This window comes from Pigmentiphaga daeguensis (assembly GCF_039523035.1).
GTDB lineage: Bacteria > Pseudomonadota > Gammaproteobacteria > Burkholderiales > Burkholderiaceae_B > Pigmentiphaga > Pigmentiphaga daeguensis.
In genome coordinates this window covers 23,499-38,073 of sequence record NZ_BAAAEN010000015.1, presented here as the reverse complement: position 1 = coordinate 38,073, position 14,575 = coordinate 23,499, and the positions used below count along the sequence as shown (strand labels likewise).

General features: G+C 68.9%; 16 protein-coding genes. 2 read left to right on the top strand and 14 right to left on the bottom strand.

The features are described from left to right. Position 1: 1 nt before the first annotated feature. The 4 genes from ABD104_RS18270 to ABD104_RS18255 form a co-directional block, all read right to left on the bottom strand. Positions 2-946 (bottom strand): TIGR03756 family integrating conjugative element protein, encoded by a 945-nt coding sequence (locus ABD104_RS18270; RefSeq protein WP_043105004.1) that lies wholly within the window; start codon positions 944-946, stop codon positions 2-4. After that, positions 943-1,380, bottom strand: a complete 438-nt coding sequence (locus ABD104_RS18265) for a TIGR03757 family integrating conjugative element protein (RefSeq protein ID WP_033990624.1) — start codon at positions 1,378-1,380, stop codon at positions 943-945. The genes ABD104_RS18270 and ABD104_RS18265 overlap by 4 nt, the downstream gene beginning before the upstream one ends. Positions 1,381-1,598: 218 nt before the next feature. Next, positions 1,599-1,859 carry a hypothetical protein gene (locus tag ABD104_RS18260; RefSeq protein ID WP_025297651.1) on the bottom strand — a complete coding sequence of 87 codons (261 nt, stop codon included), beginning with the start codon at positions 1,857-1,859 and terminating at the stop codon, positions 1,599-1,601. 288 nt (positions 1,860-2,147) lie between these two features. Further along, positions 2,148-3,674, bottom strand: a complete 1,527-nt coding sequence (locus ABD104_RS18255) for an ISCR element clade Ia family transposase (protein ID WP_486352024.1) — start codon at positions 3,672-3,674, stop codon at positions 2,148-2,150. A 61-nt stretch (positions 3,675-3,735) separates the two neighbouring features. Between ABD104_RS18255 and ABD104_RS18250 the strand changes: the two genes are divergently transcribed. Then, positions 3,736-3,930 carry a hypothetical protein gene (locus ABD104_RS18250; RefSeq protein ID WP_052156759.1) on the top strand — a complete coding sequence of 65 codons (195 nt, stop codon included), beginning with the start codon at positions 3,736-3,738 and terminating at the stop codon, positions 3,928-3,930. A gap of 215 nt (positions 3,931-4,145) precedes the next feature. Then, on the top strand, positions 4,146-4,739 hold the full coding sequence (locus ABD104_RS18245) for a L,D-transpeptidase (protein ID WP_201265984.1): 594 nt from the start codon (positions 4,146-4,148) through the stop codon (positions 4,737-4,739). A gap of 283 nt (positions 4,740-5,022) precedes the next feature. On the opposite strand, the gene ABD104_RS18240 is transcribed toward ABD104_RS18245, so the two are convergent. From ABD104_RS18240 to ABD104_RS18195, 10 genes are all read right to left on the bottom strand, one after another. Next, positions 5,023-5,961 (bottom strand): ABC transporter permease, encoded by a 939-nt coding sequence (locus tag ABD104_RS18240; protein WP_206667012.1) that lies wholly within the window; start codon positions 5,959-5,961, stop codon positions 5,023-5,025. Between the two features lie 32 nt (positions 5,962-5,993). After that, positions 5,994-6,488: a RadC family protein gene (gene radC, locus ABD104_RS18235; protein WP_013982142.1), complete on the bottom strand. Its 495-nt coding sequence runs from the start codon at positions 6,486-6,488 to the stop codon at positions 5,994-5,996. Between the two features lie 195 nt (positions 6,489-6,683). Continuing rightward, entirely contained in the window at positions 6,684-7,427 is a 744-nt protein-coding gene (locus ABD104_RS18230) for a DsbA family protein (RefSeq protein WP_009397200.1), read from the bottom strand. Between the two features lie 13 nt (positions 7,428-7,440). After that, the gene (locus tag ABD104_RS18225; RefSeq protein ID WP_343927994.1) at positions 7,441-10,329 is read right to left on the bottom strand and encodes a conjugative transfer ATPase; all 2,889 of its coding nucleotides are present in this window, start codon (positions 10,327-10,329) and stop codon (positions 7,441-7,443) included. Then, complete coding sequence (locus ABD104_RS18220) at positions 10,329-10,763, bottom strand: TIGR03751 family conjugal transfer lipoprotein (protein WP_003294221.1); 435 nt, start codon at positions 10,761-10,763, stop codon at positions 10,329-10,331. Before ABD104_RS18220 ends, ABD104_RS18225 begins: the two co-directional genes overlap by 1 nt. After that, positions 10,744-12,177 (bottom strand): TIGR03752 family integrating conjugative element protein, encoded by a 1,434-nt coding sequence (locus tag ABD104_RS18215; RefSeq protein WP_003140988.1) that lies wholly within the window; start codon positions 12,175-12,177, stop codon positions 10,744-10,746. Before ABD104_RS18215 ends, ABD104_RS18220 begins: the two co-directional genes overlap by 20 nt. Beyond that, positions 12,167-13,081, bottom strand: a complete 915-nt coding sequence (locus ABD104_RS18210) for a TIGR03749 family integrating conjugative element protein (protein WP_003140989.1) — start codon at positions 13,079-13,081, stop codon at positions 12,167-12,169. Before ABD104_RS18210 ends, ABD104_RS18215 begins: the two co-directional genes overlap by 11 nt. Next, positions 13,078-13,770 (bottom strand): PFL_4703 family integrating conjugative element protein, encoded by a 693-nt coding sequence (locus ABD104_RS18205; protein ID WP_003140991.1) that lies wholly within the window; start codon positions 13,768-13,770, stop codon positions 13,078-13,080. The genes ABD104_RS18210 and ABD104_RS18205 overlap by 4 nt, the downstream gene beginning before the upstream one ends. Further along, on the bottom strand, positions 13,767-14,177 hold the full coding sequence (locus tag ABD104_RS18200; RefSeq protein WP_003140993.1) for a TIGR03750 family conjugal transfer protein: 411 nt from the start codon (positions 14,175-14,177) through the stop codon (positions 13,767-13,769). The genes ABD104_RS18205 and ABD104_RS18200 overlap by 4 nt, the downstream gene beginning before the upstream one ends. Before the next feature lie 12 nt (positions 14,178-14,189). Next, positions 14,190-14,558, bottom strand: a complete 369-nt coding sequence (locus ABD104_RS18195; protein WP_003140995.1) for a TIGR03745 family integrating conjugative element membrane protein — start codon at positions 14,556-14,558, stop codon at positions 14,190-14,192. Positions 14,559-14,575: the final 17 nt, after the last annotated feature.

Below are 14,575 nucleotides of genomic sequence, written 5' to 3'. Positions count from 1 at the left end.
CTCACATGAAATCGACGCTGCCGAGGAAGACCTGGCCACGGCGCCGGCAGCAGGAGTACGGCCGCCACAGGGCCCAGGCGTAGTCGCCTTGCTGGGCCTGCACGCGGGTGCGGCTGTGCGGGAAGACCACGCAACTGTTCGAGAGCGTGGGCGTCAGCTCCTGCCACTTGCCCGTCGAGGCGTCGGTCTCCGTCAACGCGCCGGCCGGCCAGTACCCGTCGCGGGCGTTGGCCAGCAGTGGCTGGTACACGTGAATCTGGTTGCGGCGCGTCACGATGTCGCCCGCGCGCTGCGCGACCACGGCGCCGCTCTTGTGATCGTCGGTCTGGTGCAGGAAGCCACCGCGGGGATACACGTTGCCCCAGAGGTTCAGGCCGGTGCGCGTACCGATTTCGCGCCGGCCGGGGATGAGCGCTTCGGGGTAGAACGCTTCCGGGATGTTGTAGCGCCAGGCGATCGTGTCGAGCGTGCTCAGCAGATACGGCATGAAGGCCGTGCCAGCGCCTTCGCAGGTGTAGCCGGAGGCGCTGGCGAACTGGCTGAACACCATCCCGGCCGGATGGCCGATGACATCGGCGTTCTTGAACTTGGCGAGGTTGTTCTCGTTGTCGTGATTGGTCGTGCCGTCACCGCCAGCCTTGGCGGTCGGGTTGGGCATGCTCATCGCCCTGACTTCCAGCCACGGGTTTTCGCCGGTGTTCGAGTAGCTCGACACCACCGCATCGGGGACGTAGTGGCGCACCTTGACGGAAGTGCGCACCGAGCAGCCGAAGGGCGTGCAGTACAGCCAGTAGCAGATTCCGACCACGCGGTATTCGAGGCAGTCGGGGGACAGCGCCGACGAGACGATGGTGGCGGTGTCCAGGGCGAACGTCGACGTGGCCGTGCCCAACAGCAGCGAGGCGACGGTGGCGCGCAGGCGCCGGGATGCCAGCAGGAGGCTCATGGCTGTGTGCTCCGGTAGGCGTTGATGCGCGCGACTGCGCGGGACACGTCGGGCTCGCCGTAGACCACATAACGTCGATCGACCACCACGGCGGGAATCTTGGCGATGCCCAGTCCCCAGGCATCCGCGACACCTTGGTAGGCATGGCCGATGCGGCGTTGAAGGGCCTCGCCACCGTCATGCAACCGCTGCCGCACCACGGCTGCGGCCTGTTGCGGGTCGGCCGGCAGGTGCGCGGCGAGTTCGACCTCGATGCGTGTGGCCTGGTCCAGCTCGATGATCCGCACGCCGGCCGGGGCCTGCACCGGATGACGGCTGTCGGTGACGACGAGCACATCGGCGGCCCAGGCGGAGGGGCCGAGCAGCACAGCCAAGAGTCCGGCCGCAAGCAGGCGCCACTGCGCTACAGATGGGTTGGATATGGGAGCTGGCATGTCGAGCCACCGTGAAAACGATCAGGGTGGGTAGTCGACTCCAGGGGGGGGGATGGAAGCGACTGTCAAACCGGAATCGGCACTCTCCGGTTTGATGCGACAACAGCAGCGAGCGTTATGGGCTGCTCAGGATGCAAAAAAACGGGGAAGCTGGAAGCTCCCGTCAAGATCAATACGCTGCCATCTGGAGGACCTTGTGTACGAGTCTGCGCCAGAACCTATCCATCAGCCTCCTTCTTCCGCGAGTTCGTCACTTTCCGGCTGGCATGCACGGCCAGCACGTTCTGCACGAAGCGGATGCCTGTCGTGCGCGCAGCGAATGCCGCGACCAGATACTGACCCAGGAACCAAGCGGTCGAGATCAGAATGCGAGGCGTATCCAACCCGCTGAAATACATCACCGCGGGTACTATGGGCACGAGCAGCAGCGACATAGCGGCAATGTCGCGGAACAGCAGATAGTTCTTGTGGCTGTCCACGACCGAGGGGTCTGAATCGACCTGCTTGTAGAGGCCATACCACTGCGTATAGGAAGTTCAAACGCCCTTTTCGGGCAGTCTGCTGGGTAGGCGGTGGTCGCGCAAGCCCCGTTTTGGGCACGGATCGGACGTCTGTGAGTGGGATTTCGGCATCGCGGGGCCACGCAGCGGCGTTGTCAGCAGCCATGCTTCGCTGATTCCCGACAGCGGGCCGAGCGCCGCCCTGCGGATCGTGGCCGCATCGGCTCGGATTCCGGTTTCGCCGTCGGCTGTGCAGCCGGCAGATCGTCACGCGGCTTGCACTGGCGGTGCGCGCGCTGCGGGCCTGTAGTGCGCTTGCTCCAGCGCGCCGTGCTTCTCGAAGTGGGCGAGGATGGCGCGGATGGCGGTGGGTTCCTCGATGCTGGCGACGATCCGCACCGCGCCGCCGCAGTGGGCGCAGGTGGTGATGTCGATGGAAAAGACCCGCTTGAGCCGTTGCGCCCAGCTCATCGCACGGCGCTTCTGCTCGGGGCTGCGCGGCTCGTCGTGGGCGCTTGCGTCAACCGGCGCCGCATCGCCCGCAGGCCGCCTGCCGCGCCCCGAGGGCGTCAGCTGCGCGCGCAGGTTTGCATTCGGGGCGAATACGCCGTGGAAGCGGGTGAGATGCGCGCGAGGTGGCGGGACCAGTGCCGCCAGCTTGGCGATGAAGTCCACCGCATCCCATTCGACATGCGTGGTCCCATTTCGCCACGGCGTCTTGAGCTGATACCGCACCCTACCCTGCGGTGAGATCGACAGCCGCTGCTCGCTGATCGCCGGGCGCGTGATGTAGCGGCACAGCTTTTCGAGCTTGTGGCTCTCGTGTGCTTCCGCGGCCACGCCGGCATGCAGCGAGAAGCCGCCGACCTTGCCGGCATCGCCCTCCAGCGAGCCTGCGTCACCGGGCAATGTTTGCAGCGTGACGACCTTGCGGCCAGCGTCGCGACCGGTGGCGATGCGGTAGGTCATCGAACTCATCCGCAGCCCATCCATGCCGTCGTCGCTACCCGCGCTGTCGGACAGGAACACGGATTCGTCTTCGCCTTCGAGCCAGCCGCGGCGCGACAGGTGCCGGCACACGCGATGCGCGATGGTGTTGGCGAGCTGCGTCAGTTGCGCAGAGGTGGGGGCGCGGCGCAGGCGCGGCTTGCGCCGCGGGGGCTCGACGTTCGCGTCGTACACGCCGTCGAGCCACAGCATGTGGAAGTGAACATTCAGGTTCAGCGCGCTGCCGAAGCGCTGGATCAGGGTCACCGCACCGCATTGCGCCGTATCCCGCGGCACGCCGGCCTGATCGGCAAGCCAACCGGCGATCACACGATGCACGATGCCCAGCACCGGGCTGATGGCCTCCGGCTTGCTGGCGAACAGGAAGCGCAAGGGGTACGGAAAGCTCAGCACCCATTGCCGCACAGGCCGCGGGCCGAACACCTCCTCGACCAGGTGCCGCGCACTCTCGGCCATGCGTCGCGCGCCGCAACTCGGGCAGAACCCGCGCTTCTTGCAGGAGAAGGCCACCAGCCTCTCTGCACGGCAGTGCTCGCACACCACCCGCAGGAAGCCGTGCTCGAGCACGCCGCAGCGCAGGTAGGTCTCGAACTCCTCGCGCACATACTCGGGCAGCGGGCGGTCTTCGGCCTCAAGACGCGCGATGAAGTCCGGGTAGTGCGCCTGCACTAGCGCGTACAGCAGCGTGCGCTCGGGCGCGTGGCGCGCGTACCGCGAACCGGTGTGGGCGGACGGCAGTGGCGCGCATCCCGCGGCTTGCCGCCGGGATGTGGCGAGGCGCGGCACGCAGCGCTCCGGTGCGGGGACGGCTGCTCAGTGTTGCGCCTGTGTTCGCACGTTCGTATCGGTGCGTTCTGATCTTCGCGTCAGACATTGCCGCGGCGACTCCCGCCTCGACCGCCTCGACACCCAGGTGCAGGGCGCGGCCCAGAGCGCCGAATCCGCCAATCAGGGCGCCCAGCGCGCCAACCAGCGCCTCGACCAGATCGAAGGCCGCGTGCAGCGGCTGGAGTCGTCGCCGCGCCGCGTGCCGCGCGGGTGAGCACGCACTCCGCTTGACCGACCGGCGCGGGGATCCGTCGCCTGCGCGGCGCGGATCCCCGCGTTGGATGGTGTTCCGCCCCCGAGGAGCTTCCCATCCGTACTTTCCCCCACTCCCTCTCCCACCCGGGCCGGCGCGCGGTTGCGCTGGCCCTGGCGCTGGCGCTGGCCAGCGTGGGCGCCCCCGCCAGCGCGCGCGACGACGGCACCCCGCCGGTGACGTCACTGGACGAACTACCCCGCGGCCAGGACGTCTCCGACACGGTGATCGAACTGGCCGGCTGGGTCGTCGCCTCCGGCGACAGTCAGGGCTATCCCTTCGCGATCATGGACAAGGCCGCCGCCCAGATCCTCGTGTTCGGCGGCGATGGCCGCCTGCGCGGCGCCGCGCCCGGCCTGTTCGGCTCCGCCGTGGGCGACCACACCGCCCCCGGCATCGCGGGCCTCGCCCTGCGCGAGATCCCCGGCCGCGACCGCACCACCCCGGCCGGCCGCTTCGTCGGCGGCTACGGTCCGTCCATCGATGCCGGCCGCGTGCTGTGGGTCGACTACGACTCCGCGGTCTCGATCCACCCGACCGCGACCGGCGTGCCGGAGGAAAAGCGCCCCGAGCGTCTGGCCTCGCCAACGCCGGATGACAACCGGGTCACCCACGGCTGCATCAACGTGTCTCCGGCGTTCTACGAGCAGGTCGTCAGGCCCACCTTCGCGCGCGGCGGCGTGTTCTACGTGCTGCCGGACGAAGGCTCGCTGGAGGAGGCGTTTCCGGAGTTCGCGGGCGCCGGCACCCGGAAGACCGCCGGCGACTGAGCGTCGGTGCGTGGCCGCGCGGCGGATGACGCGGCGGCTCCGTTGCGTCGTCCGCAGCATGAAAAAGGCGACCCGGTCGCCCGGGTCGCCTTTTCGTTACCGCACCCGCCGAAGTCACTTCAGGCCGCGGTTGCGCAGCAGGGCATCGGCGCTCGGCATGCGGCCGCGGAAGGCCTTGCAGCTTTCGGCCGGATCGATATTGTCGGCCAGCACATCCAGCGCGCAGACGATCTCCGATACCCGCGCAGAAGCCGCCCCGGCCCCGTGATCCGTGATCGGCCCGTCAGGCGCCGTCCCGCGCCGGGGCGTAGCGCCATACCGCCAGCGCGCCATACAGCAGTGTCAAAAAAGCGAGGTTGCACAACTCGGGAAGCGCCTCGGCGAAGCTTGCGCCCATCTGGTTGAACTTCACCATCAGGTTGATGCCGGGCGTGGAGGGAACCAGCTTCGCCAGCCACGCCAGGGGCTGTGGCATCGCCACGGCCGGCCATGAGAGCCCGGACAGGAAGAAGAGTGGCAGCGCGGTGACGAGCATCAGCTGGAAGGGCCGTTCGCGGGTGCGGAAGAAACTGCCCGCGAACAGCCCGAACGCCACCACCGCGGCCACGTACAGCGCTCCGCCCACCAGCGTACCGGGCGGATTGCCGCCACGCGGATAGTCCTGGAGCCACATCACCAGACCGTTGTAGTACAGCATGCTGCACACGCCGATCAGCGCGAACGCGGCGGCGATGCCGAGCAGGCCGCGGCGCGAGAACGCCAGCCGACCCAGGCGTTCGCGACGCGTGCCGGCCATGACCAGCATGCCGATCAGCAGTGTCTGCTGCACGATCAGCTGTGCCACGCCCGGCACCACGGCGCTGCCGTAACCCTCGCGGGTGTTGAACAGCGGCCGCGCCACCACCTGCAGCGGCGCTGCGCCGGGCGCACCTGCGAAACCTGCCTGCACCACGGCGGCCTCGCGCGCGAACGCGGCGGCGGCCTCGCCCAGGCCCTCCAGCACCACGCCGCCGCGACCGAGGAACGCACCACTGCCGTACAGCGCCAGTTGCCCCTGCCCGCCGCGCAGGATCCCGCGTTCGAACCCCGCGGGCACCACCAGCAGGCCCTGCGCTTCACCGCGGGCGATCGTGCAGGCAATACCGCCTGAGTAGCTGGGTGACCCCAGTGGTCCGTCATTGGGACGCCACGGCCCCGCGTCCATGCCGGCTAGAAATTCCACAGGCGCCCCGGAAGGGACGCCTGCGGTGCGGACTACAACAAGCCGGCTTCGGCGAACGAGTACGGGCTGCCCTTGCCGACGATGAAGTGATCCAGCACCCGGACATCGACGGTGGCCAGGGCGCTCTTCAGCCGCTCGGTGATCACACGATCGGCGGCCGAGGGCTCGGTGTTCCCCGAGGGATGCTGATGCGCCAGGATCAGCGCCGAAGCGTTGAGCGCCAGCGCACGCTGGACCACCACCCTCGGATACACCGAAGTCTGGTCGACCGTGCCCTTGAACAGCGGCTCGTAGGCGAGCACCTGGTGCTGGTTGTCGAGAAACACGACGGCGAAGATTTCGTTCGGCTCCGCGACCAGTTTCAGGCGCAGGTAGTCGCGCACGGCGGCGGGACTGCCCAGCGCTGGACCGGCCTTGAACACGCGGTTCTCCAGCAGGGTGATGGCCTGCCGGATGATCCAGTCTTCGTGCTGGGCGGCGATCAGGGTGAGCGACTCCGGGCGGGAGTCGGCGATGGCAAGAGACATGGCGAACCTCCAATGGATGAGATCGGAGGGCGCCTGCCCCAGGAGGGCAAACCCTCCGGGGGACGATGGGGATGGAACAGGTGACGAGCGGGCATCCACCACCGCGGATGCGGTGGCTGTTCGCGTCAAGGGATGCGATGCGAACGGGTTTCGATCAACGCGGACAAGCCGCGCCGCAGCCTTGAAGATCGATGGCTACCTGGGCATGTCACCGGCGACGCCGGCGGGCATGTCTGGGGAATGGGCGGGTTCGGCTGCAGTCGTGCTGCCGGCGGCAAGCAGGTCGATGGCCGACAGCAAGGCATCGCCTTCGACGGGGCCGTGCAGCAGGAGGGTCTTGCCGGACTCGCGGTCGCGCAGTTGCAGGGCCGGCGTGGCCGCGATGCCCTGCTGTGCTGCTTCCGCCGCCTGGGCACGGATGACCGCATCGGGGCGATCGCTGTCGAGACAACCCTGCATGGCTGGCGTGAGGTCGGGATAGCGCAGGCCCTCCGGCAGGCCCTGGCCGTCGCCACGGGTGTGCGCGTAGAGCCACGCCACGGCTTGCCAGAACGTGGCATGCCCGCCAGTCTCGCCCGCGCACTCGGCCAGGCGCGCCCCGGCAGTCGCGGCCGGCTCGTGCATGGACAGCGGCAGGTGGTGCCACTGCCAATTCACCTCGGGATGGGCGTCGATCCAGCGCTTGAGCGCGGGGAAGTAGGCCCGGCAGTACGGACACTCCAGGTCGGCGTACCCGACCACCGTGAAGCTCGCATCGGCACGGCCATACAGCCAGGGCGGGCCGGCCGGTTTCGGCGCTTCGGACCCGGCGGCGGCCAGGGGCATGGACTCGGTTGCCGGATGCGGCGCGCGCAGCAGCATCCACGAGGCCACCGCAATCGTCGCCACGATCAGCAGACCGATCCGGGGATGACGGCGGGCGAATGAAGGCATGCGCATCGTGTTGCTCCCGTCAGGCCAACGTATCCAGCGCCAGCGGTTCGATGCCCCGCGCACGGTCGATCTTCTCGGCCACGCGGAAGGCGGCATCCAGCTCGCTGATGCCGTGCTGCTGCATCAACTGGAAGCGTTCGGCCTTCTCCTCGGGCTCGGTCATCGCCATCGCCAGGTAGAGGCTGGGCGGCACGGCGCGGAACAGCACTTCCATCGACTTGGACAGGATGACGCCCTCGCTGAACTTGCCGGCCTCCTTGCGTGCCGAGAGCATCAGCGCCTTCTGCGAAGCGTTGAGTTCGCGGAAGCGCGCGATCTTCTCGACTTCATCGGGCGGCATCGACAGGCAGATCCACCACTCGATCATGTTGAGCATGGGCTCGGCCGCTTTCGGCAGGTCGTCCAGGTTCTGCGTGGCGAGCCAGAACCAGGCGCCGAGCTTGCGCCACATCTTGGTGATCTTGACCACGTAGGGCGCGAGCAGCGGGTTCTTCGTGATGATGTGGCCTTCGTCCGTCACGTTGATGATCGGGCGGCCCAGGAACTGGTCGCGCTCGGCGATGTTGTTGACCGTGTTGATGAGCGAGATGTAGGCAATCGAGAGTTGGGCGTTGTAGCCCTCGCGCGCGAAGGTGGCCAGGTCCACGATGGTGATGTCCGCCTCGGGCCACGGCGTGCCGGACCGGTCGAACATCTCGCCGTCCACGCCCTGGCAGAACATATCCATGGCGTCGGCCATCTCCAGCAGCCGTGCGCGCCGCATCTCCGGCAGCGTGGCGTCGCGGGCGCGCTCGCGCAGCGCGTCGCGCACATCGCGTGTGAGCACCGTGCGTTCGTCCGCCACGCAATGCTGTGCCGCATCGAGAATGCACTGGCGGATCAGGCTGCGGTCGGCGCGGGTCATGCGCGCTTCCTCCTTGTCCTCGCCGCCGGTGATCATCAGTCGTGCAGTGATTTCCAGCTCGCCGAGCACGTCGCGCTGCTCGTCGCCTTCCACGGCCATGCCGGCATCGGTCTGGTCTTCGTCGAGCGCATCGGCGTCCAGCGTCTGTACCTGGCTCGGCGTATCGACCAGGCGCCAGGCGTCGGCGAACGGAGCCAGACTGACGCCCGCGCCGGGCGCGAGCTTCACGCGATGCACGGTGAGGCCCAAACGCGCCGCGAAGTCGCCGAACAGGCCGAAGCTGTTGCCAGCCTCGACGATGAACAAGCGCGGCCGATAGATCGCCGTCACCTGATTCAGGATGTTGTTGAGCGTCGCGCTCTTGCCCGAACCCGTGGGGCCGAACAGGAATAGATGCGCGTTCATCTGCCGGTCGAGGCGGTTCAACGGATCGAAGGTGATCGGGCCGCCGCCGCGGTTGAAGAACGTGATGCCCGGATGCCCCGTGCCCTGACTGCGGCCCCAGACCGGCGCCAGGTTCGCCGCATGTTGCGCGAACATGAGCTGGGTGTACCACTGGCGCTTGTCGGCAGCCGGATCGAACACGCACGGCAGCCAGCGCAGATAGCTGTTCAGCGGCGCCACCTCGTCTTCCTCGCGCACCGGCTGCAGGCCGGCGTTGAGCATCACGTTGACGAGCTGCAGGCCGCGCGCATCGAGCTGGGCCAGGTCGCGGCCGCGCAGGTAGAACGCCAGCGCGCCGCGGTAGAGCTTGTGCGCACTGCCGATCAGGCCGCGCGCCTGCTGCACGTCCTGCCGGGTCTGCTCCGAGGCCAGGGTCTCGCCGACGGCCTTCCTGGCGAGGTGGTTGAGGTGCGCCTCCAGCACGTCCTGGGGTGTGGCGACCAGCGTCAGGCACATCACCGTGTCCTCGGGCATCTGGTCGAACAGCGCGTTCATGGCATCGCCGCCCTTGCGCGTCTCGCCCGTCAGATGGCCCGTCACGGGTGGCGTGCGCAGGCGATCCATCACGATCACCCGATGCGGCATGCCGTCGAAGAACCACAGGCCGTTGGGCACGTCCGAACGTGGCTGGCCGAAGAACAGGCGCTGCGCGAAGTCGGTGCCGCTGGCGAGTTCGATCTCGCCCTCCTCCCGCTCTTCCGGGTAGCGGGTCAGCGCGTAGAAGCGTTCCCGATCTTCGGCAGTGGCGCCGAGCAAAGTCGGATTCGGGTTGAACCAGCGCAGCAGCCAGGCGTGGATGTCCGCCGCGCCGAGACGCCGGGCTTTCACGCCGGCATTGGCCAGCCCGCCGGCGAGACGGTCGCAGATCGTGGTCAGTGCCTGCTCGGGCGACTGGCCGCGCCGCGGGGTCGGCGCCGCGGACGTGCGGCGGTAGACCACCATGCGCACGCGCCGGACCTGACCGCGCCACGGCAGGCGCGTCACCGTGGTGTCCTCGAACAAGCCACCCGGCTTGGCGATGGCCCGCAGATGATGGGCGAAGAAGCGCAGGTAGAAGTCGCTGAACGCGCTGCCCTGCGCACGCGGCTGCAGATAGTTCGCCAGGGACCGCAGATAGTTGTCCCAGTCGGCCTCATCCTGGGCGTAGAGCTGCACCACCCAGGGGTTGTCGTCCAACTCGTCGAAGGAGTCCTGCAGGGCGTTCTCCAGCGCATCGCGCGCCTGCCATAGCCAGGCCATCTCGCGGCCCTCGGTGCCGACCGGCGCCAGCTCGAAGAAGGCCGCCACCGACTGGCCATCTTCCAGCAACATGCACTTGCTGCCGGGCAGGTACTCGACCCAGGGCAGCAAGTCAGCGAACGACGGCGCAACGCCATAGAGCGCATCGTGGTCGGCCTGGGTGGCCGGCCGGCGCCGGCCCCGGCCGAACGCGCTGCCCGGCTCGGCGACACCCTGTGCCGCCAGCGCCGTTACGTGCCGTGCCCAGGCATCATCGGCCGCATCCATGGCATCAGCAGGCGATGCGTCGGGCTTGCGTGACCAAGGCAGCGACCAGGCCATCAGTAGTCCTCCACGCGCTCGCCCGGCATCGCGTACTGCACGCGCTGGTAGAGCGGGAACACCGTGCTGTAGCCGGGCACCGGCACCGGGTCGGTGCCCGCCAGGTGCGGGAACACGTACATCACCAGGTCGGGATTCGGCAGGCGGTGGAACTGGCGGTGAATCTCGTTCTGCGCGGTACGGGTGTAGCGCGCCTGCATGCCTGGCGCCGCCTGCACATCGGCCTCGGTCAGCGGCCGGCGCAGGCCCTGGCGCGCATCGAGCAGTTGCCGGGCGGCCTGGCCGCCGCCCGCGCTGCCGCCGGTCTCCTGATGCCAGATGTCGAGCATGGTGCTGTCGCCGTGCGGCAGCAGCTTCTCCTTGCTGGTAGCGCAGCCGCCGAGCAGGGTGGCCGCCAGCAGCACGGCGGCCGCGTCAATCCAGATCCGATGCATGGGCTTCTCCGGTGCGGTGGTGGACCCGACGCCCCTTGGCGTCGTAGTCGATGTCGAGCGGCTGCTCCAGATGCACGGCCACTTTGGCGCCCGGCTGCACGTAGACCGCCGCGAAGGCCTGGCCGTAGAGCTTGTTGACCCAATCGGCCATGTCGCGCACGCCGCCCGCGAGGATGCGGCCCATCGCATCAACGCCGCTGATGCCGACGGTGCCCAGCGAACCGTTGCTGTTGGCGACCACGGCCACGCTGCCGTTGTCGGACTTGATGAGCGAAGCGGCGCCCGCGCCGGCCGCGGTGATGAGCGCCTGGCTGCCCAGGTACTGCTGGGCGTTGCTGCGCCGCTCGCCGCTGACGCAGGGAATGCCGTAGGGGTCGCTGATCCAGCCCAGACCGCCCTGGATGCTGGCGCCGTTGTGACCCGCGTTGCCGTCGCTGCTGCCGCCCTTGCTGCTGTCCTCCGGCACCGTGCGGATGGTGCCGTCCTGGAACACGAACGTGACCGAGCGGATTTGCCCGCGCACGCACGAGAGCGTCCAGTCGCCCGAGGCCGTGCCGCTGACCACGGCGCCGGCCACGTCGGGGATGTCGATGCCGTTGGCCGTGAGGTTGTCCGGGCCGATCAGCACCTTGAACGGGTACGGGTCGTTGACGGTTCCATCGATGGGCACGCGCCCGATCAGCGCCGTCATGGCAACCGACCCCATGAGCGTTGAGTTCGACGGCACGGTGTAGACCGCCTTCGTGGATGCGCCCACCGCGCGGCTGCCAACGTCGGCGACGGATTCCACTGCGGCCGACAGGCTTTTCTGGGCCGGCCCGAAGCTCAGGGGAAAGCTCGGCTCCTTGTTGCCGTTCTTGGCGTCGACCTTGGCATCGTCTGGCTCGACCCACTGCGTGCCACTGGTGCCGCGGTTGAAGCGCTTGCCGTCACCCTCTTCCAGCCCCAGCCCGACGGGCAGGTCGGACGGGCCACCCTTGCCGGCAAGGCCGTCCAGTTGCCGCTGCAGATCCTGCAGCAGCCCCTGGGTCTGCTGCCTGTCGCTGGCCACCTGGGTGCGCTCCTGCTCCAGGCGGTTGCGCTCGCCTTCCAGCGCGCTCTGGATGCGTTGGTCGATCGCGCTTTCCCGCGCACGCAGGCGCTCGTTCTCGGCCTTGTGCTGCTTGTTGTCGCCGAGCGCGCTCTGCAGCTCGGCGCGCAACTGCTTCACCTGGGCCACCAGCGTGGCGACGGTATCGCGCGGCGTGTCGCCTGCGATGCCCAGGGCTTTCATCTCCTCGGGCGTGAGCGTACTGGCCGCGCCCTTGGGGGCGGGCTGGCCGCCGGGCGCGCCGGAGAACAGTTTGATGCCGACGAACACCAGCAGCAGCGCCATCGGGATCAGCAGCCACTTGAGCAGCGGATTACTCTTCATCGCGCGCTCCTCCGGTCGAGCCGGCCGCGGCGGCCGGCGGCAGGTTCGCGGTGGCGTCGATCGGGCTCAGCGCCGGCAGCAGCGACTCGGCCAGGCCGTGGCCGCGCGTGACCAGGTAGAGCACCGTGGTGTCGGACGGGGTACCGACCGGCCCCAGGTTCGGATGCTGGAAGGTCGCCGCCACGAAGTTCCCCTGCAGGGCGCGCGGGTCGAGGTCGAGCCAGCGCGCCGAGGTGTTGGTGAGTCGCACGGCCGTCACCCACTGGTCTTCCAGGCGCCACGCGGCCAGTGCTCGCGCGCGTACCGGCAGCGTCGGCAGCAAGGTGTCCAGCGCGAGGCCGCGGCGCAGGTTCACGCGCCCGATGCCGGCGACAGGCTCGACGGTGCGCAGCGGCGCGTACAGGCTCTGCGCGGCATGGCGCGTCAGCACGACCGGTACCGGCGTTTCGCGCCGGAGAAGGGGTTTGTCCGCGGGCGCATCGGCCTGCTCGTCCGCGCCGCTTGCTGCACCGCCGCCGTAGCGCTTCGCGAGGGCTTCCGCTTCCACGATGCGCACCGGCTCCAGCGGCGCCTGGCCGTCCTTCGCCGGCTCGGCGGCGATGTCGAGCAGGATCAGCGCGCCGGATTCCACGTCCTGCAGTTGCAGCCGCGTGGGCGGAATCGGCTCGCTCGCCCGCAGGTAGATCGCGCCGCCCGCACTCTGCACGCGCAGGTGGTCGCCGACGCTGGCCGGCACGCCGACGCGCACATTGCGGTCGATGAAGACCACGCGCTCCTGGCCGACCACCAGCGGCACCGGCAGGGGCAGGCGCTCCCAACGCAGGATTTCCACGGCCTGGCTGGCCGGCACGAAACCGAGGATCAGCAGGACGCCGGCCAGGGCCGACCAGTTAACGGGCTTCATGGGGAGTCTCCCTGCAGATGGCCGGAGGCATTGGCGGGCACGCCGGCCTGGGTCGGCGTCGGCGACGGTTCGATGCGCTGGGGTGCGCTGGCGTAGCAGTCCAGCGCCAGGCCGAAGGGGTTGTGCTCGGGGTCGATGTCCAGCCGGACGACCTTGATGGGGTAGCGCACCAGGGCGCGCTTGACCTGCTCGGAGCCGTAGTATTCGTCCGCGCTCACGTCGAGCGTGACGATCCAATCGCGGTCGGAAACCACCTTGACGCGCGTGGCCGGATCATCGCCGTAGCCGCGGCCGGGAATCTCGTAGATGCCGCGCACGCGCTGACGCAGCTCGCCACTGGCACGCCGGTACTCGTAGTCCTGTTGCAGGAAGGCCCGGCAGCTCGGCGTGAGGTAGGCCGACAGCGCGCGCAGGTTGCGCGGATAGTCTTCTTCGCCGTTCGTGGGCCAGCGCTGTACCTGCTGCCAGATATAGAACGAGAAGGCATACACGCTCTCGGGCGGCACGTCCCACCACTTGCGCGTGCTGCCCGAGCGCAAGTCCGGCGGCACATGGATGGTCAGACTCTTCGGCGCACTCCACCAGCCGAAGCCGAGCAGCAGCGCCACCGCGAACAACGCGCCGGCCCCCAGACGCAGCGTCTTCACGTGCGCCTGCAGGTGCGCAACCTCGTTCCTGAAACGGCTCATGGCGCACCTCGATTGGCGTTGCGCCGGGTCGTCCAGTAGCCCGAGCGGGTGATGAGGCGCTGCCCGCCCAGGAGCGCTGCCAGCGCCGGGTGCCGCAATGCCAGCCGCCACTGGAGCTGTCGGTAGAGCCAGGTGTCGGGCCGGCCGCGCTTCTGTGCGCGCAGAAAACCACCGCCGACGAAGACGCCCAGCGCGATGCCGGCGACGATCAGCGTCGGCACCATGGCGATGCTGTGCGTGAGCCAGGCCAGCGGCAGGCCGAGTGCGAATCCGGCTGCGGCCGACAGGCCGGCGCAGATCCACAACTCGTCGGCGGTCAGCCCGCGCACGACCACCGGCTGGCGATTCAGCCGGTGCGGCAGGAAGCTCACCAGCGTGTCTTGCGGGGTCTCCGAGGGGACGGCCATCGCTTGCCGCCCTCACAGCACGCCGGTGGCCTTGGTGAGCAGCCAGATGCCGACCACCAGCAGGATCGCGCCCACGGCGACCGTCAGGCCGAACTGGCCCCAGGTGGCGCGGCCGGTGTGGATCTCCGAGTAGCGCGTGTAGGCGTGATAGCAGACACCGACGAACATCGAGGCGACCACCAGCAGCGCGATCAGCAGCACGATGTCGTAGCCGTAGTTCTGCAAGGTCTGCAGGATGCCGCTGCCCTGGCCGCGCGAAGGGTCCTCCATGGTCGGCAGGCCCTGCGCGAAGGCCGACAGCGGCAGGCCCGCGAGCGCCAGCGGCAGCAGCGGTGCGGCGATGCGGGACGGAATGCGATGGGATGTCGATGACGTGTTCATGGCGTTTGGCCTTTCGT